The sequence below is a fragment of the Plantibacter sp. VKM Ac-2876 genome (assembly GCF_015350715.1).
Lineage (GTDB): Bacteria > Actinomycetota > Actinomycetes > Actinomycetales > Microbacteriaceae > Plantibacter > Plantibacter auratus.
Genome location: NZ_JADKSI010000004.1, coordinates 167,232 through 184,449, shown reverse-complemented (window position 1 = coordinate 184,449; position 17,218 = coordinate 167,232). Strand labels below are relative to the sequence as shown.

16 protein-coding genes are annotated in these 17,218 nt (G+C 67.9%); 9 read left to right on the top strand and 7 right to left on the bottom strand.

Annotated features, from left to right (window positions below; translation table 11 throughout):
* The first annotated feature begins 102 nt into the window (after positions 1-102).
* The 5 genes from atpA to ITJ62_RS17345 are packed head-to-tail and all read left to right on the top strand — an operon-like array spanning position 103 to position 5,186.
* Complete coding sequence (gene atpA, locus ITJ62_RS17365; RefSeq protein ID WP_071262368.1) at positions 103-1,731, top strand: F0F1 ATP synthase subunit alpha; 1,629 nt, start codon at positions 103-105, stop codon at positions 1,729-1,731.
* A 3-nt stretch (positions 1,732-1,734) separates the two neighbouring features.
* Positions 1,735-2,628: a F0F1 ATP synthase subunit gamma gene (locus ITJ62_RS17360; protein WP_064295314.1), complete on the top strand. Its 894-nt coding sequence runs from the start codon at positions 1,735-1,737 to the stop codon at positions 2,626-2,628.
* A 47-nt stretch (positions 2,629-2,675) separates the two neighbouring features.
* On the top strand, positions 2,676-4,142 hold the full coding sequence (gene atpD / locus ITJ62_RS17355) for a F0F1 ATP synthase subunit beta (RefSeq protein ID WP_064295315.1): 1,467 nt from the start codon (positions 2,676-2,678) through the stop codon (positions 4,140-4,142).
* 2 nt (positions 4,143-4,144) lie between these two features.
* Entirely contained in the window at positions 4,145-4,420 is a 276-nt protein-coding gene (locus ITJ62_RS17350; protein ID WP_064295316.1) for a F0F1 ATP synthase subunit epsilon, read from the top strand.
* A 4-nt stretch (positions 4,421-4,424) separates the two neighbouring features.
* The gene (locus ITJ62_RS17345; protein ID WP_194604854.1) at positions 4,425-5,186 is read left to right on the top strand and encodes a peroxide stress protein YaaA; all 762 of its coding nucleotides are present in this window, start codon (positions 4,425-4,427) and stop codon (positions 5,184-5,186) included.
* Between the two features lie 10 nt (positions 5,187-5,196).
* On the opposite strand, the gene ITJ62_RS17340 is transcribed toward ITJ62_RS17345, so the two are convergent.
* Complete coding sequence (locus ITJ62_RS17340; protein WP_194604851.1) at positions 5,197-5,784, bottom strand: DNA-3-methyladenine glycosylase I; 588 nt, start codon at positions 5,782-5,784, stop codon at positions 5,197-5,199.
* The gene (locus ITJ62_RS17335; RefSeq protein ID WP_228498755.1) at positions 5,781-6,329 is read right to left on the bottom strand and encodes a methylated-DNA--[protein]-cysteine S-methyltransferase; all 549 of its coding nucleotides are present in this window, start codon (positions 6,327-6,329) and stop codon (positions 5,781-5,783) included. Before ITJ62_RS17335 ends, ITJ62_RS17340 begins: the two co-directional genes overlap by 4 nt.
* A gap of 108 nt (positions 6,330-6,437) precedes the next feature.
* On the opposite strand from ITJ62_RS17335, the gene ITJ62_RS17330 reads away from it, so the two are divergent.
* Positions 6,438-7,406 (top strand): aldo/keto reductase, encoded by a 969-nt coding sequence (locus tag ITJ62_RS17330; RefSeq protein WP_194604848.1) that lies wholly within the window; start codon positions 6,438-6,440, stop codon positions 7,404-7,406.
* Between the two features lie 9 nt (positions 7,407-7,415).
* Here ITJ62_RS17330 and ITJ62_RS17325 read toward each other — a convergent pair whose 3' ends face one another.
* Positions 7,416-9,182 (bottom strand): BCCT family transporter, encoded by a 1,767-nt coding sequence (locus ITJ62_RS17325; protein ID WP_370581986.1) that lies wholly within the window; start codon positions 9,180-9,182, stop codon positions 7,416-7,418.
* A 263-nt stretch (positions 9,183-9,445) separates the two neighbouring features.
* Here ITJ62_RS17325 and ITJ62_RS17320 point away from each other — a divergent pair, with 263 nt between their 5' ends.
* The gene (locus ITJ62_RS17320; RefSeq protein ID WP_194604846.1) at positions 9,446-10,507 is read left to right on the top strand and encodes a glycoside hydrolase family 6 protein; all 1,062 of its coding nucleotides are present in this window, start codon (positions 9,446-9,448) and stop codon (positions 10,505-10,507) included.
* A 55-nt stretch (positions 10,508-10,562) separates the two neighbouring features.
* Positions 10,563-11,507, top strand: coding sequence for a response regulator transcription factor (locus tag ITJ62_RS17315; RefSeq protein WP_370581984.1), 945 nt, complete (start codon positions 10,563-10,565; stop codon positions 11,505-11,507).
* A 64-nt stretch (positions 11,508-11,571) separates the two neighbouring features.
* Here ITJ62_RS17315 and ITJ62_RS17310 read toward each other — a convergent pair whose 3' ends face one another.
* Positions 11,572-11,949, bottom strand: a complete 378-nt coding sequence (locus ITJ62_RS17310; protein WP_194604843.1) for a hypothetical protein — start codon at positions 11,947-11,949, stop codon at positions 11,572-11,574.
* Positions 11,946-13,442, bottom strand: a complete 1,497-nt coding sequence (locus ITJ62_RS17305) for a glycosyltransferase family 2 protein (protein WP_194604840.1) — start codon at positions 13,440-13,442, stop codon at positions 11,946-11,948. Before ITJ62_RS17305 ends, ITJ62_RS17310 begins: the two co-directional genes overlap by 4 nt.
* Positions 13,443-13,641: 199 nt before the next feature.
* On the opposite strand from ITJ62_RS17305, the gene ITJ62_RS17300 reads away from it, so the two are divergent.
* Complete coding sequence (locus ITJ62_RS17300; RefSeq protein ID WP_228498752.1) at positions 13,642-14,280, top strand: hypothetical protein; 639 nt, start codon at positions 13,642-13,644, stop codon at positions 14,278-14,280.
* A 19-nt stretch (positions 14,281-14,299) separates the two neighbouring features.
* On the opposite strand, the gene ITJ62_RS17295 is transcribed toward ITJ62_RS17300, so the two are convergent.
* Positions 14,300-15,475, bottom strand: coding sequence for a diguanylate cyclase domain-containing protein (locus tag ITJ62_RS17295; protein WP_194604838.1), 1,176 nt, complete (start codon positions 15,473-15,475; stop codon positions 14,300-14,302).
* Positions 15,472-17,208, bottom strand: coding sequence for a cell wall metabolism sensor histidine kinase WalK (locus tag ITJ62_RS17290; RefSeq protein ID WP_194604822.1), 1,737 nt, complete (start codon positions 17,206-17,208; stop codon positions 15,472-15,474). The genes ITJ62_RS17295 and ITJ62_RS17290 overlap by 4 nt, the downstream gene beginning before the upstream one ends.
* Positions 17,209-17,218: the final 10 nt, after the last annotated feature.

Below are 17,218 nucleotides of genomic sequence, written 5' to 3'. Positions count from 1 at the left end.
TGCAGCGCGGGGACCGGCCCGACGGTCTCCACAACTCAAGACGTTGATCCTGACGGATCGCACCTCTCGGAACCCCCGGGTTCCACAACCAAAAGGAACATGATGGCAGAACTCACGATCAGCCCAGACGAGATCCGGGATGCTCTCAAGGACTTCGTCAAGGCCTACGAGCCCGGCACCGCCGCGGCCACCGAGGTCGGACGCGTGATCGATGCCGCTGACGGCATCGCCCACGTCGAGGGCCTCCCGGGCGCCATGGCGAACGAGCTCCTCCGCTTCGCGAACGGCACCCTCGGCCTCGCGCTGAACCTCGACGAGCACGAGATCGGCGTCGTCGTCCTCGGTGAGTTCGACGAGATCGTCGAAGGCATGGACGTCACCCGCACGGGCGAGGTCCTCTCGGTCCCCGTCGGCGACGGCTACCTCGGCCGTGTCGTCGACACGCTCGGCAACCCGATCGACGGCCTCGGCGAGATCGCCAGCACCGGCCGCCGCGCACTGGAGCTCCAGGCTCCCGGCGTCATGCAGCGCAAGTCGGTTCACGAGCCGCTCCAGACCGGCATCAAGGCGATCGACGCCATGATCCCCGTCGGCCGTGGCCAGCGCCAGCTGATCATCGGCGACCGCCAGACCGGCAAGACCGCGATCGCGATCGACACCATCATCAACCAGAAGGCCAACTGGGAGTCGGGCGACGTCAACAAGCAGGTGCGCTGCATCTACGTCGCCATCGGCCAGAAGGGCTCGACCATCGCCTCCGTCAAGGGTGCGCTGGAAGAGGCCGGCGCGCTCGAGTACACGACGATCGTCGCCTCGCCTGCGTCCGACCCGGCCGGCTTCAAGTACCTCGCTCCGTACACCGGTTCGGCCATCGGCCAGCACTGGATGTACGAGGGCAAGCACGTCCTGATCATCTTCGACGACCTGTCGAAGCAGGCCGAGGCCTACCGTGCCGTCTCCCTGCTCCTCCGTCGTCCGCCGGGACGCGAGGCCTACCCGGGTGACGTCTTCTACCTGCACTCCCGTCTGCTGGAGCGTTGCGCGAAGCTGTCCGACGAGCTCGGCGCCGGTTCGATGACGGGTCTGCCCATCATCGAGACCAAGGCGAACGACGTCTCCGCGTACATCCCGACCAACGTGATCTCCATCACCGACGGCCAGATCTTCCTGCAGTCCGATCTCTTCAACTCCAACCAGCGCCCCGCGGTCGACGTCGGTATCTCCGTCTCGCGCGTCGGTGGCGATGCTCAGGTGAAGAGCATCAAGAAGGTCTCCGGAACGCTGAAGCTCGAGCTCGCGCAGTACCGCTCGCTCGAGGCGTTCGCGATGTTCGCCTCCGACCTCGACGCGGCCAGCCGCCGTCAGCTCGCCCGTGGCGCCCGCCTCACCGAGCTGCTCAAGCAGCCGCAGTACTCGCCGTACCCCGTCGAGGAGCAGGTCGTCTCGATCTGGGCCGGAACCAAGGGCAAGCTGGACGACGTCCCGGTCGAGGACGTCCTCCGCTTCGAGCGCGAACTGCTCGACTACCTGGGTCGGAACACCGAGGTCCTCACCACGCTGCGCGACACGAACGTGCTCGACGACGACACCGTCTCGAAGCTCGATGCCGCTGTCGACCAGTTCAAGCTCGAGTTCCAGACGGGCGAGGGCGCTGCCCTCGGTTCGGAGCAGGTCGAGGAGCTCCCGGTTGAAGACGTCAACCAGGAGAAGATCGTGAAGGGTCGCCGCTAGTCCATGGGCGCTCAACTCCGGGTCTACACGCAGAAGATCAAGTCTGCGCAGACGACCAAGAAGATCACGAAGGCGATGGAGCTCATCGCCGCGTCGCGCATCCAGAAGGCGCAGGCGCGGGTGGCGGCTTCCGGACCCTATTCTCGTGCGATCACTCGTGCCGTGTCCGCCGTCGCGACGTACTCCAACGTCGACCACGTGCTCACGACCGAGCCGGAGAAGGTTGAGCGGGCTGCGGTCGTCGTGTTCGCATCCGACCGAGGCCTCGCCGGCGCCTTCAACTCGCAGGTCCTCCGTGAGGCCGCCGAGCTGACCGAGCTCCTGCGCAGCCAGGGCAAGGACGTCACGCACTACCTCGTGGGCCGGAAGGCCGTCGCCTACTTCACGTTCCGACGGATGCAGGCTGCAGGGGAGTGGGTCGGCAACACGGAGAACCCCGACTTCGCCACGGCGCAGGAGATCAGCGAGTCCATCCTCAAGGCGTTCCTCACGGACGCCTCCGAGGGTGGCGTCGACGAGATCCACATCGTCTACAACCGCCTCGTGAGCATGATGACGCAGACCCCCGAGGTCGTCCGTCTCCTGCCGCTCGAGGTCGTCGAAGGCGTCGAGGAGCCCACCGACACCGCTGTGCTGCCGCTGTACGAGTTCGAGCCGGATGCCGAGAGCGTGCTCGATGCACTGCTCCCGAACTACATCGAGAGCCGGATCTTCAACGCGCTGTTGCAGTCCTCCGCCGCGAAGCACGCCGCGACGCAGAAGGCGATGAAGTCGGCCAGCGACAACGCCGACAAGCTCATCACCGACTACACCCGCCTCCGCAACAACGCGAGGCAGGCCGAGATCACCCAGCAGATTTCCGAAATCGTTGGCGGCGCAGACGCGCTCTCGTCCTAGTCATCGCAACACGCACACGTATCTGTAGAGACAGAGAAGAGAAGAACATGACTCCCACCGCAACTGCCGAGCAGGGCGCTGCAGAGGTGAAGGCCGGCGCCGTCGGCCGCATCTCCCGCGTCACCGGCCCGGTCGTCGACATCGAGTTCCCGCACGACGCGATCCCGGGCATCTACAACGCCCTGAAGACCAGCGTCGTGATCGGTGAGCAGACGATGGTCCTCACGCTCGAGGTCGCACAGCACCTCGGCGACGACCTCGTGCGCGCCATCGCCCTGAACCCGACGGACGGCCTCGTCCGCGGCCAGGAGGTCACTGACACGGGTTCGCCCATCTCGGTGCCCGTCGGCGACGTCACCAAGGGCAAGGTCTTCAACGTCATCGGCGAGGTGCTCAACGCCGAGCCCGGCGAGCAGATCGAGATCACCGAGCGCTGGCCGATCCACCGCCAGCCGCCGTCGTTCGACCAGCTCGAATCGAAGACGCAGCTGTTCGAGACCGGCATCAAGGTCATCGACCTCCTGACGCCGTACGTCCTCGGTGGCAAGATCGGTCTCTTCGGTGGTGCCGGTGTCGGCAAGACCGTCCTCATCCAGGAGATGATCCAGCGCGTCGCGCAGGACCACGGTGGTGTGTCGGTGTTCGCCGGTGTCGGTGAGCGCACCCGTGAGGGCAACGACCTCATCCACGAGATGGAAGAGGCGGGTGTCTTCGAGAAGACGGCCCTCGTGTTCGGCCAGATGGACGAGCCGCCGGGAACGCGTCTCCGCGTCGCCCTCTCCGCGCTGACGATGGCGGAGTACTTCCGCGACGTCCAGAAGCAGGACGTGCTGCTCTTCATCGACAACATCTTCCGCTTCACCCAGGCCGGTTCCGAGGTGTCGACCCTGCTCGGTCGTATGCCGTCCGCCGTGGGGTACCAGCCGAACCTCGCCGACGAGATGGGTCTCCTCCAGGAGCGCATCACCTCGACGCGTGGTCACTCGATCACCTCGCTGCAGGCGATCTACGTCCCCGCCGACGACTACACCGACCCGGCACCGGCGACCACCTTCGCGCACCTCGACGCGACGACCGAGCTCTCCCGTGAGATCGCGTCGAAGGGTCTGTACCCGGCCGTCGACCCGCTGACCTCGACGAGCCGTATCCTCGACCCCCGCTACCTGGGTGCCGACCACTACCGCGTCGCCACCACGGTCAAGCAGATCCTCCAGAAGAACAAGGAACTGCAGGAGATCATCGCCATCCTCGGTGTCGACGAGCTCTCCGAGGAAGACAAGATCACGGTGTCGCGTGCGCGCCGGATCCAGCAGTTCCTCTCGCAGAACACCTACATGGCGAAGAAGTTCACCGGTGTCGAGGGTTCGACCGTTCCGCTCAAGGAGACGATCGAGTCGTTCGACGCCATCGCCAAGGGTGAGTTCGACCACGTGGCCGAGCAGGCCTTCTTCAACGTCGGTGCCATCTCCGACGTCGAAGAGAAGTGGGCTCAGATCCAGAAGGAGAACGGCTAGTCATGGCCTCCGCTCCTCTGACCGTGAGCGTCGTCGCGGCCGACCACGAAGTGTGGTCGGGCCCGGCACGCCAGTTGATCGCCAAGACCGTCGACGGCGAGATCGGTATCCTGCCCGGCCACGAGCCGATGCTGGCCATCCTCGCCGCCGGTGAGGTCCGTGTCACGCTCGAAGACGGCTCGAAGATCGTCGCGAACGCTGAAGACGGCTTCCTGTCGGTCGAGAACAACACCGTCACCGTCGTGGCCGGCAACGCCACGCTCGTGACCAGCTCCTGATTCGGTGCTGATCCTCCTTCCCCCTTCGGAGACGAAGCGGGACGGCGGCGACGGACGAGCCCTGGACACCGCCCTGCTGCGGTTTCCAGGGCTCTCCTCGTCCCGGAACGATGTCGTCGACGCCCTGGTGTCGCTCGCTGCCGATGAGACCGCGACGGTGAAGGCTCTGAAGCTCGGCCCCAAGCAGCTCGGTGAGGTCCAGCGCAACCGTGTGGCGGCGACGTCCTCGACGATGCCGGCGATCGACCGGTACACGGGGGTGCTGTACGACGCGCTCGACGCGGCCACGCTCGCGCCGGACGCCCGACGGTTCGCCGCTCGGCATCTGGTCGTGCACTCGGCGTTGCTCGGCCCGGTCGGCGCGCTCGATCCCATTCCGGCCTATCGGCTCTCCCACGATTCCAGGCTCCCGGGGTTCGTGCTCAAGCGGCACTGGGCGGGGCCCGTCGCCCGCGAGTTGAACGCCGTCCCGGGTGTCCTGTTGGACCTGCGCTCGGAAGGCTATGCGGCGCTTGGACCGCTGCCGGACCGTGTCGGTGCCGTCTACCTGCGCGTGCTCACGGTCGGCGACGATGGCCGCCGTCGCGCGCTCAACCACTTCAACAAGCAGGGCAAGGGCCGGTTCACTCGCGCGCTGTTGGAGGCCGGTGTCGACCACCCTGATGTCGACTCGTTGCTCGACTGGGCGCGATCGACCGGATGGGTGCTCGACGTCCACGCCCGTGCCGACGACGGTCGGGTGACCGAGCTCGCCCTCGTCGTCTGACCCCTCCGGATCAGGGAGCGCTCTCGGAGCGCCAGCAGCCGACGAGGTGGTCGTCGACGAGCCCTCCGGACTGCATGAGGGCGTACATCGTCGTCGGGCCGACGAACCGGTAGCCGCGCTTCCGCAGGTGGGCGCTGAGCGCGGTGGACTCGGGGGTCACCGCGGGGACCTCCGTCCACTGAGCGAACCGTGCGGGCCGTGGCGGGGGAGCGAAGCTCCAGAGGAGCTCGTCCAGGTCGTCGCCCAGCTCGAGGGCGGTGCGGGCATTGCCGATGACCGCGCTGATCTTCCCGCGGTGCCGGATGATCCGGGCGTCATCGAGCAGGCTCTCGACATCAGCCTCCGTCATGGCTGCGACGGCTTCGAGGTCGAAGCCGTGGAACCGTTCCCGGAAGGCCGGTCGCTTTCGAAGGATCGTGATCCAGGAGAGCCCGGCCTGGAACCCCTCGAGACTGATCTTCTCGAAGACCTGCCGCTGTCCGTGGAGCGGCACGCCCCACTCCTCGTCGTGATAGCGCTGGTACTCCGCGTCCGTCCCGGCCCACGCGCAGCGGGTCAGGCCGTCGGTGCCGACGATGGTCGGGGAGGTTGGACTCATCGGCGGTACGGGATCCCTTCGTGGTCGAGGAGCCAGCGTTTGGTGGCCGGTCCGTCCCCGCCAGAATAGCCCGTCACGATCCGCCCGGTTCCGAGGACGCGATGACACGGGATGAGGAGCGCGATGGTGTTCGCCCGAACCGCCTGGCCGGCCGCCCGGCCGCCCTGCGGGGCACCGGCCGCGGCCGCAAGGGCTCCGTACCCGATGGTGTCGCCGAACGGCACCTCGCCGAGCGCCGACCAGACCGCCTGCTGGAACTGCGTGCCGGTCGTGACGAGCGGGAGGTCGAACACGGTGCGTCGTCCGCGGAAGTACTCGTCGATCTGCTCCGCGGCGTCGAGGAGGACCGCGGTGGGACGTTCGTCCACTCCGTCGAGGGGGAGTCGCCCGTGGTGCTCGAAGCGCACGGCTGAGACCGCGTCGTCGACGGAGCGGAGCTCGATCCGCCCCACCGGTGTCGGCATCCTGAGGAAGCACTCGGCGGTCGGGTCGGCGATGACGGAGCAGGGGAGTACGGGATCGCTGATGGTGAGGTGTGTGGTCATGCACCGAGCGTAGGAAGCCCGTGATCGGCGCGATGCGTCACGTGGGCCTGGCCGCGGCGTCGGGGGCCGACGGGTGCCTGTGGAGGACGCTCGGGCTAGCCTGGATGCATGTCTGATCTCAGCTATCGCCCACTCGGTCGCAGCGGCCTCCTCGTCTCAGCGGTCGGCATCGGCTGCAACAACTTCGGACGCGAGGGCACGGTCACCGAGAGCCTGGACGGCACGCGAGCCGTCGTCGACGCGGCCATCGACGCCGGGGTCACCCTCTTCGACACCGCCGACATCTACGGCCGGGAGTACGGGCTGAGCGAAGAACTCCTCGGGCAGGCGATCGCCGGACGGCGGGATGAGATCGTGCTCGCGACCAAGTTCGGCCATGTGGACTACGAGAGCCCGATCCCGAACTGGGGGGCCAAGGGCTCCCGTCGCTACATCCGGCTGGCGGTCGAGGGCTCGCTCCGCCGCCTGGGCACCGACTGGATCGACCTGTACCAGCTGCACACGCCAGACCCGTTCACGCCGATCGAGGAGACGATCGCGGCCCTGGACGAGCTCGTCCACGAAGGGAAGATCCGCTACGCCGGCCACTCGAACTTCGCCGGTTGGCAGCTGACCGAGGCGGACTGGGCGGCTCGTACCGCCGGCCACCCCGCCTTCATCTCGGCCCAGAACGAGTACAGCCTGCTCGTCCGGGGCGCGGAGCGCGAGCTGTTCCCGGCCATGCGCGCCGCCGGCGTCGGCTTCCTCCCGTACTTCCCGCTCTACAACGGCCTGTTCACGGGGAAGTTCTCCCGCGACGGCGGGCCGGCCGACAGCCGCATCATGCGCCAGCGCAAGCACCTGCTCGACACGGCGCCCTGGGACGCGATCGAGGCCTACCAGGCCTTCTGCGACGAGCGCGGCATCTCCATGCTCGAGGCGACCTTCGGCTGGTTGCTCGCCCAAGACGGGCTCACGAGTGTCATCGCCGGCGCGACCACTCCGGAGCAGATCCGCGCGAACGCCGCGGCCGGTTCGGGGTGGTCGCCGACCGCCGAGGAAGCGGCCTGGATCTCGGACCGCTTCCCCGTCGGTTGAGCCGCCCGGTCAGTCCTTCGAGCGGCGCTGCTTCGGGTCCTGCTGCTTCGGGTCCGAGGACACGGCCGATGATCCCGGGGCGTCCGGAGACGCGAGCTGCCGGAGGTCGAGCTGGGCGGTCATCGTGCCGAAGTGCTCCGTGACCTGCTCCGAGACCTGGTCCGACAGCTGTTCGCTCACGTCGGCTGAGACGCTCTCGGTGAGCTCTGCGGCGAACAGGCGGCGCTTCGCCCGCTGCTCCCGTCGCACCTCGATGCCGAAGGCCTTGAACGACGAGACGCACATGAGGATGATCACGACGCTGAAGGGCAGCGCGGTGATGATCGCCGCCGTCTGCATCGACGCGAGACCACCCGCGATGAGGAGCGAGATGGCCAGGAGGCTCGTCACGAGTGCCCAGGCGATCCGGACCCGGTTCCTCGGCTCGGTCCCGCCGGTCGTGAGCATGCCCATCACGAGTGATCCCGAGTCGGCCGAGGTCACGAAGAACAGGAGGATGAGCAGCAGGGCGCCGACGGTCGCGATCGATCCACCGGGGAGGCCGGCGAGCATGTTGAACAGGGCGGTGTTGAGGTCGACGGGACCGTCCGCACCGCTGAAGTCACGCCCCTCCAGCGACTGCATGATGGCGGTGCCGCCGAGCACGGCGAACCAGAGGAAGGTCACGAGGGTCGGGACGAGGAGGACGCCGAGCACGAACTGCCGCACGGTGCGCCCCTTCGAGATGCGGGCGATGAAGACGCCGACGAAGGGTGCCCACGACATCCACCAGCCCCAGTAGAAGGTCGTCCACGAGGACTGCCAGGCCTCGCCGGCAGCACCCTGGTACGCGGAGACGTTGAAGGTCAGTCCGACCACGTTCTGGAGGTACGCGCCCATCGACTGCACCCACTCGCGCAACAGGAACAGCGTCGGGCCGGCGAACAGGACGAAGAACAGGAGGAGCCCGGCGAGGATCAGGTTGGTGTTCGAGAGCCACTTCATGCCCTTGTGCACGCCGGAGACGAGGGAGAAGATCGTGACACCGGTGATCACGAGGATGAGGATGACCTGGGTGAGGATGTTCGGCTCGGCGATGCCCGTGTAGCCGAGTCCTGCGGAGATCTGCAGCACGCCGAGCCCGAGCGAGGTCGCGACGCCGAAGACGGTGCCGATGACGGCGATGGTGTCGATCGCGTTGCCCCAGCCGCCCTGCACGCGCTTGCCGAGGAGTGGTTCGATCGCCCAGCGGATCGACATCGGCCGTCCCTTGCGGTGCACGGCGTAGGCCAGGGCCACACCGACGACCGCATAGATCGACCAGGCGTGGAGTCCCCAGTGCAGGTACGTCTGACTCATCGCCTGTTGGGCGAGGGACTGCTCGGACCCTGTGACGCCGGGGCGCGGCTCGAGGAAGTGCGTCAGCGGTTCACCGACGCCGTAGAAGACGAGCCCGATGCCCATGCCGGCGGCGAAGAGCATGGAGAACCAGGACAGGAGCGAGAACTCCGGTTCGTCGTCGTCCTTGCCGAGCTTGATGTCGCCGAACTTCGACACGGCGAAGACGATGGCGACGATGACGAAGGCCGCGACGAGGAGGACGTAGTACCACCCGAGACTCCCGATGATGCCGGACTGGATCGAGCCGAAGACGGACTCGGCCTGCTTCGGGAGCAGGATCGAGAACAGCGCGACGCCGAGGATGACGACGAGGGAGGGCCCGAGCACCCACGGGATGACCTTCGCGGGCGCACCACCTGCGGCCGCGTCGGAGGTGGGGATGGTCTTCGTGCTCACGTGTGCGCTCCTCGGGCCCTGGGGCGACCCTGCGTCGCTCCGATCATCAAGGGTAGGGAGCCGCGGCGATCCGGACAACGTTGCGGAGCGGGCCCTGGTGTGCAGTCCCAGTCGCGTGTCGCTGGCGGAGCTCGGCGCGTCCCCGGGCCGTCAGTGCGGCCACTGAGCGAACACGTCCCCCACTCGGGGCACGGATTCGCGGGAATCGGCACCGCGGCGGGACTTTGTCGGGCACAATTGCGGATGACCATGCAGGAGGATCCGTGCCGAGAACGCCCCGCGACCGACGACGTACCCGGACGGCCGTCGCCCTCGGCGTCGTCGCCGTCCTCCTCGCCGGTGGTGCGCTCGCGGTGTCGCTCGTGAGCCGCGTCCCGAACGCCGCCGCCGGGCCGTTCGACGGAGCGCAGTTGTACGTCGATCCCTCCTCACTGGCCGCCCGCGCCGCCACGGCCGATCAGGTCGCCACGACCGAGGAACCGTCGAGCTCCGCCACGACCGGCACGAGTGGTGGGTCAGACGGAGACCCGGCCGATGTCGCCGACCAGCTCGCGGCAGCGTCACGGCTCGCCGCGGAGCCGACGGCGATCTGGCTCGTCCCGGAGCGCTATCCCATGAACACGGTCCAGGACACCGTCTCCGAGGTCGTCCGGTCAGCCGAGCGTGCAGGCTCCATGCCGGTCTTCACCGTCTACGGCATCCCGGAGCGGGACTGCGGCAACCAGTCCGCAGGTGGGTTGTCGAGTGACGAGTACCAGGACTGGATCGCCGAGATCGTCGCCGCCGTCGCGGATCATCGCGTCGCCGTCATCCTCGAACCGGACGCCGTCGCGCTCGCGCCGGACTGTGGTGACCGCACCGCGCGGATGCGGCAACTGGCAGCCGCGACCGAGCAGTTCGCGGACGCATCCGTCCCCGTGTACCTCGACGGTGGGCACTCCGACTGGCGACCGCCCGCCGAGATGGCCGAGCTCCTCCGGGAGGCCGGTGTCGCTGACGCCACGGGCTTCGCCACCAACGTCTCCAACTACAACACGACCGAGGACGAGATCGCCTATGCGGAGGAACTGAGTGGCCTCCTCGACGGCGCTCATTACGTGATCGACACCTCTCGGAACGGCAGCGGCTCGAACGGCGAATGGTGCAACCCGTCCGGCCGGACGGTGGGGCAGCAGCCCCTCACCGCGCAGGCCGAACACCTCGACGCGAACCTCTGGGTGAAAGCCCCCGGCGAGAGCGACGGAGCGTGCAACGGTGGCCCCCTTGCTGGGGTATGGTGGCCGGAGCAGGCCGTGCAACTGGCCAAGGGATTCAGCGCGTGGTGAGTCGGGAACGGCCACATCCGGCACGTCGCTGACGGGTGGAACGGGTAGGGGCATCGTGACCGAACAGCTGAGCGAACGTCGGACCGCGGTCGTCATCGAAGACGACGCGGACATCCGCCAACTCCTCGAGACCGTCCTCGAGCAGGCCGGCTTCGAAACGGTGTCCGCGGCGAACGGTCTCGACGGCGTCGAGGCGGTGCGGACGCACAACCCGCTCGTCACGACCCTCGACGTCAGCATGCCGGGTATCGACGGGTTCGAGGCGGCCAAGCGCATCCGAGCAATCAGCTCCACCTACATCGTCATGCTCACCGCCCGCGGCGACGAGATCGACACCCTGCAGGGCCTCGATTCCGGCGCCGACGACTACATGACCAAGCCCTTCCGTCCGCGCGAGCTCCGTGCCCGTATCGAGGCGATGCTCCGTCGGCCTCGCGCGAACGGTGAGGCTCCGGCCGACGCCCCGGCGGCTCCGGCGCAGCCGGCTCCGACCGCGATCGCGCCGGCTCCCGTCGCCCAGGCTCAGGTCCCCGCACCGCCGTTGCAGCAGCAGGTGTCGTCGCCCGACCCCACGATCGTCCACGAGACCGTCGCGCGTCATGTCGCGCCCGTCGGTCAGTCGGTCGTCCCGATCATCATGCAACCGGCCGCCGCAGCGTCCGACGACGGCGAGGGGTGGCTCGTCCACCGCGGTCTGAAGCTCAGTTCGGCCACCCGCATCGTCGAGGTGGACGGCACCGAGGTGGACCTCACGCGCAGCGAGTTCGACCTGTTGCAGGCACTGATGGAGTCCCGCCGGCGGGTGCGCAGCAAGGCGGACCTCGCGCTCATGCTCCGTGGCGAGAGTTACATCACGGCCTACTACGTCAGCGAAGCCGACAAGCGCGCGATCGAGGTGCATCTCGCCAACCTGCGACGGAAGCTCGCGGACAGCACCGTGGCCCCGCGGTTCATCGAGACGGTGCGCGGCGTCGGCTACCGCATGACCTCCGACGACTGAGACCGCCGCGGTCCCGACCGGGACGGAGCCTCACCGGCGACGAAGGTCGCCCGGTGGCCGGAGCTCAGGATTCCGCCGCGTCCGCCGCGTCGAGTTCGAGCAGGCGTTCGCAGCTGCGACGGCCGGCCTCCTGGAGGGCGGTGTGGATCTCCCGCGCGCGTTCGAGTTGCCCGAGCTCGATCGCTTGGAGCCCTGCACTCGCGAGTCCGGCCACCCCGATCACGCCGAGCATGACGCTGGAGGAGCGGATGCTGAGGAGGACGACCTTGGACTCGTCGACGTCGTGGGCGTCGAGCGCCGCTCCCAGGCGAGCCAGACGGGTGGGCCACATCTCGACATAGGTCTGGACGAACCGACGACGACTGCGCAGGTCGCCCGAGAGTTCTCGGAGCAACCTGCGCAGTTCGTCGGCGTCGACCGTGCCCGGGTCGGGGGACGTCACACCCGGTAGCCGCGCTGACGACGGATGAGCTTGCCGAACATGCTGAGTGTCTGCAGCACGGTGATGACCCCGAGCACCGGCCATCCCGCCCAGAGGATCGTGGACTGGACGACGGGGGAGAGCTGGGTCCAGACCGCGACGATCGCGATGATGGCGGCGAGGACGAACAGGAGCGGTGCGAGGTGCGCGTTGCCCGAGCCTCGTTCTGCCTTCGCCTGCTCGGCCCAGTTGTCGACCTTCTTGTTCGAGGCGAACTTCGACCAGGCGCGGATGAAGTGCCCCATGCGGATCCACATGTAGAACTCGGCCGGGAAGATGAGGACCGCGAAGAGGATGTCGCGTGCGTTCCGCTTCTTCATCGACAGTGCGATGCGCAGGTTGAGGAAGATCGCGACCAGCGGCGGGATGAGCCACACGGGGCTGAACACGAAGGCGTGGATCGACAGCGAGCCGGCGAGCAGCACGACGAAGAGGATGCGCGTGACGATGTTGAGGAGCATCTCCGCGTTCTCGAGCCACCGGAGTCGCAGGTTCGGGTGGAACGGCTGGCCCTTGGTGTCGCCGCGCTGGCCGGGCCACATGAGCTCGATCGCGCCGTAGTTCCACTTGACCTGCTGGGCGTCGAGCGACCGGACGGTGGTCATCCCACCGACGTCGGCACGGGCACGGGCGCTGATCTTGGTGAGGTAGCCGGCGCTCTTGATCTGCAGGGACAGGAGCGAGTCCTCCACCTCGGAGTCCTTGACCCACGGGGTGGACTGGTGGTTCTGCTCCATGGCGTCGCGCAGGGCCTGGACGGAGAAGATCGAGTACTGCCCGCCGAGCACGGCCATGTTGCGGCCTCGGAGCATGTTCTGCATGTTGAACGCGGCGAACTGCGTGCGCTGGCCGGCGATGAGGAACGCCGGGACGATCTGCTTCTTGAACGGCTCGTCGTCGATCGAGAAGATCGCGGAGATACCGCCGATGCGACTGTCGGAGACGATCTCCGCCTCGAGCGATTCGATCGCGGTCGGATCGGCGACCGTGTCGCCGTCGACACCGAGCAGGTAGTCGTAGCCTTCGACGAGCGTGAAGCCGTAGTTGAGCGCGCCCACCTTCTTGTCGGGGTTCTTCCCGATGTCGTGGATGAAGACCTCGGTGAACTGCTCGTAGCCGTCCTCGTCGACTCGCGAGTGCGGGCCGGCGTAGGGAGCTGCGACGTCGACCGAGCGGTCCGTGGTGTTGTTGATGACCACATGGATCACGTCGGGCATCCGCGTCTGCTCGAGGAGGGAGGCGAGCACTGCCGGCAGCGACTCCTCCTCGTTGTAGGCGGGAATGATGCACCCGATGGTCGCCCGGTACTCGGGGAGCGAGTTGACCGAGTCGATGAATTCATTGGCATACGCTTCAAGTTCGGGCGCGAGAAGCGGCTGCGTCTGAATGTACCGAGGGTCGGCCTGCTTGGCGGTGGGACGGACGTCGTCCGGTCGCGCTTCGAGTTCTGACATCAGGGGTCCTGTTCCGAGTAGGCCGATCGCAGCGGGTCGCGCTGCAGTTGCAACTCTGCCGCGTTGGGCGCGGCTTTCGCGCGTGAATGCGATAGCGTCGCCTCAGGATTTCCTCAAGATTCGCGCTGGCCCCAGTTCGTGGGTCATGCGGACCCTCGAGGGCCACTCGATCATCCCTCCGAAACCCGCCAGGAGCCTCATGTCGAACCACCCCAGCCCGGTCCGGAACCGGCACGTCAGGCACGCCCTCCAGGCCGCGACCGCCGCCGCTCTCGTCCTCGGGCTGAGCGCCTGCGGCACGCCTCCGTGGGAGGAGCCGGGTGCGCAGCCGACCAGCTCGCCGCGTGCGTCGAAGACGCCGAGGCCCACCGTGAGTGCGATCACGAACGAACTCGCCAGCGGGAGCGCCAAGCACACGCTGACGGCCGGCTCCGCGACCCTCACGGTCGACTACTGGTCCACGCTGTCGATGGATGCGTGGACGGCCGACGTCAACAAGCCCGTGAGCTTCTCGCTGAGCGGTGTCCTCAACCCCGACGACCTCCAGGCGCTCTACCTGTCGCGGGTGACGCTCACCACGACCGTCCACGGGCCCAAGGGGCAACTGGAATCGCCCGCGCCGTTCACCGACCAGTCGACGGTGGCTCCGGGGTACCTCATCAAGGCTCCGTACAGCTACAGCCAGACGTTCGTCCTCCCCGAGGTGGACAGTGCCGCCACGGGCGTCACCTTGACGATCACCTACGAGCTGCTGGTGCAGGCGACGCCGACGTCTGCCGAGTATGCCAAGCAGACGGCGGTGGACACGCTCACGATCGCGATCGCCCCGCCCGCCTGACCGGGCTCGATCCGAGCCGTCAGCGGCCCGCCGGCGGCGACGACGAGGCGAGGACCGTACGGTTCCCGCCGTCCGCCGAAGCACGCAGGCTGGCATCACTGGCGGCACGCGTGAGGACGGCGACGTCGTATCCGAGGTAGTCGGTCAAGGCGATCCCGATGCTCGCCGTCGGGCGCAGGCGCGGCGTCGTCTCGACGGGGTGGTCGAGCAGGCCGTCCTGGATGCCCTTGGCCGCTTGGAGCGCGATGTCCGCGTCCGCCGCCGGTGTCGCGATCAGGAGACAGCCGGCGCCGTCCTCGCCGATGTCGGACAGCGTCGGACCGTATCGACGGACCGAGGAGATGAACCCCTCGGCGACCTCGCTGCTGAAACCGGATCCGAACGCCGTCGTCATCTCGTCGAGGTCGTCGAGCCGGATGTGGAGGATCGCGAGCTGCTCGTCGTGGAAGTTGGCCCGTTCCAACCAGTCCTCGACGATGCGGTTGAAGGACTCGTGGAGGAGGACGTCGTCGCCCGTGTACGCGACGACGCTCCCGTGGCGCCGGCTCGCCGGTGCGGCTCGCTCGGCCCGCAGGACCGAGAGCACCACGGTCGCGACGATGAGGAGCGCGATGAGCAGCAACGAGGCGGCCACGGTCCCGAAGAGCGTGGTGAAGAGCGCGCCCTCCGACCCTTCGACGAGGATCGACACGAGTCGAGCCGCGAAGAACGCCGAGGCGATGCCGAGCACGACGGTGAAGCCCCTGGTCGTCGGGCTGTCGCGCATCGCGCCGACGAGGGTCTCAGCCGTACCGAGGCCCGCGAAGAGGGCGATGCAGAAGAACGTCACGGGCGAGCCTGCCCACGGCCCGCCTGCGGGGCCTGCGGCGAGGGCGGCGACGACCGTGGCCGCGGTCCCGACGAGCGAGACCCAGAGCAGGCTCGATTTGCCGTTGAAGAGCCGTGCACCGGACCACAGAGCGGCGATGCTCAGCACGTAGCCGCCGTTCCCCGCTGCGATCGCCCACCAGGCCTCCTGGCTGAGCGCGCTGACGACGTAGGAGAAGCTGGTGAACATCCCGGCCATGTAGGAGACGGACCACACCCGACCGCTCGCGTCGTCCTTCCTCGTGAAGGTGTTGACGATGAACGTCGCGCCGCAGACGAAGATCACGAGCGCGTTGATCACGGCGACGGTCTGGCTGTCGAAGGTCATTCGGTCCCGCCTCTCGGAATACGGACGACCGCTGTGGTGCCCTCACCGAGCACACTGTGCAGGGTGAGGTCGCCGCCGTGCAAGCGGACGATGTCCCGACTGATCGCGAGGCCGAGGCCACTGCCGTGCACCGTGGAGTTGCGGACGAGGTCGGAGCGGAAGAACCGCTCGAAGAGCTTCGGTTGATCCTCTTCGGAGATGCCGATGCCGGTGTCGCGCACGATGACCCAGGCGGTGTCGCCCTCGGCTGTGACGCCGACGCTCAGCTCGCCGCCGTCCCGGTTGTACTTGATGCCGTTGGAGAGCAGGTTGTCGACGACCTGCCGGAGGCGGAACGGGTCGGCGAAGAGCGGCACCGCCTCATCGTCGTGTCGCACGATGGTGATGCTCCGTTCGGCGGCCACGTGCGCCAACGACTCGACCGAGCGGTCGACGATCTCGCGGAGCTCGCACTCGGTGCGTTCGAGTGCCATGGTCCGGTTCACGTCGCGGGAGGCGGCGAGGATGTCCGCGATGAGTTCGAGGAGTCGATCGCCGTTCGTCTGGGCGATCGTGAGCTGCTTCGCGACCCGCGGTGGGAGCCCCGGGTCGTCGAGCGCGAGGTCGAGGTATCCGAGGATCGACGTCAGCGGCGTCCTGAGCTCGTGCGAGACGGAGGCGACGAGGTCGTCCCTGGCGCGGATCGCGTTGATCTCGCTCGTGACGTTGCGCGAGACGAGGACCGTGCCGTCGTATCCGCCCTCGTGGTCGTAGAGGCGCCGAGAGGTGAGGGCGAGGGCGATCCGTTCGGTGCCCGGGGCGCCGAGCCACACGGTGAGGTTCTCGAATTCCTCACCACGGCGTGCGCGGATGTACGGCTTGTCCTGCGGCTGGAGGAGGGTCAGTCCGTCCTCGGCCCACACCGGGAGTGCGGGATTGACGTCGGACAGCTCGCCGACCTCGTCCTGCAGCCGCGTCTGGAACCGGTTCACCATCGCCCGGGCCCCGATGCGGTCGAAGCGGACGACGCCGAAGTTCACGGCGTTGAGGATCTCCGCGAGGCGGCTCTCCTGGTCCTGTGCGCGCCAGAGGGCGGTCTCGAGCTGGCCGGCCTGCTTGTTCAGCAGCACGCGCTGCGCCTCCGTGCGCTTCGCCGTCATCGCGGTGGAGACGGCGACGAACGCGAGGACCGTCGGCAGGATGACGAGCGCCGGCAGGTTGGCGATGGTGATCTGCCCCGGCGTCATCGCGAGCGTGGACCAGCTCGAGGTGCATACGAGCACGATGGCGGTGATGGCACCGGCGAGGCCGAAGGCCGTCGCCATCCAGATGGTCGGGAAGACCCAGAGGAGTCCCGCACCGATCAACGGCTCGCCCTGCCGGATGAGCGCGATGGCGATGATGTCGAGGATCGGGAGCGCGATGAGCAGCCGCGGTGCCTGGTGCCAGGGCACGATCGGCGCGAGCGCCGTCGCGATGAACGCCAGGATCACCCCGACGTAGAACAGGACGGAGTTGTCGTCGACGCCCTGGAACAGGAGCGTGGCGAAGAGGATCGCGACGACCGCCAGGCCGAAGAGCAGCTGTGGGAAGGCGCTGTAGCCGGTCATCCGACCGACGCGTCGTGGGACCTCGACCGCGTGCGGGCCCGTCCTCGTGGGGCCGGTGTCCGCGAGGCCTGGCGTTGAGGCGGTGTCACCCGACGTCGACGGGTCGGACGGGGGAGTCCGTTCTCCGGTCGGCTTCGCGGGCATGGGTTGAGCG

What these genes read in the sequence shown, in the direction of transcription:
- atpD (WP_064295315.1), top strand. Translation starts at nt 2,676, where the DNA reads ATGACTCCCACCGCAACTGCCGAGCAGGGCGCTGCAGAGGTGAAGGCC.
- ITJ62_RS17360 (WP_064295314.1), top strand. Translation starts at nt 1,735, where the DNA reads ATGGGCGCTCAACTCCGGGTCTACACGCAGAAGATCAAGTCTGCGCAG.
- ITJ62_RS17335 (WP_228498755.1), bottom strand. Translation starts at nt 6,329, where the DNA reads ATGACCACACACCTCACCATCAGCGATCCCGTACTCCCCTGCTCCGTC.
- ITJ62_RS17295 (WP_194604838.1), bottom strand. Translation starts at nt 15,475, where the DNA reads ATGACCTTCGACAGCCAGACCGTCGCCGTGATCAACGCGCTCGTGATC.
- ITJ62_RS17330 (WP_194604848.1), top strand. Translation starts at nt 6,438, where the DNA reads ATGTCTGATCTCAGCTATCGCCCACTCGGTCGCAGCGGCCTCCTCGTC.
- ITJ62_RS17290 (WP_194604822.1), bottom strand. Translation starts at nt 17,208, where the DNA reads ATGCCCGCGAAGCCGACCGGAGAACGGACTCCCCCGTCCGACCCGTCG.
- ITJ62_RS17300 (WP_228498752.1), top strand. Translation starts at nt 13,642, where the DNA reads ATGTCGAACCACCCCAGCCCGGTCCGGAACCGGCACGTCAGGCACGCC.
- ITJ62_RS17305 (WP_194604840.1), bottom strand. Translation starts at nt 13,442, where the DNA reads ATGTCAGAACTCGAAGCGCGACCGGACGACGTCCGTCCCACCGCCAAG.
- ITJ62_RS17350 (WP_064295316.1), top strand. Translation starts at nt 4,145, where the DNA reads ATGGCCTCCGCTCCTCTGACCGTGAGCGTCGTCGCGGCCGACCACGAA.
- atpA (WP_071262368.1), top strand. Translation starts at nt 103, where the DNA reads ATGGCAGAACTCACGATCAGCCCAGACGAGATCCGGGATGCTCTCAAG.
- ITJ62_RS17340 (WP_194604851.1), bottom strand. Translation starts at nt 5,784, where the DNA reads ATGAGTCCAACCTCCCCGACCATCGTCGGCACCGACGGCCTGACCCGC.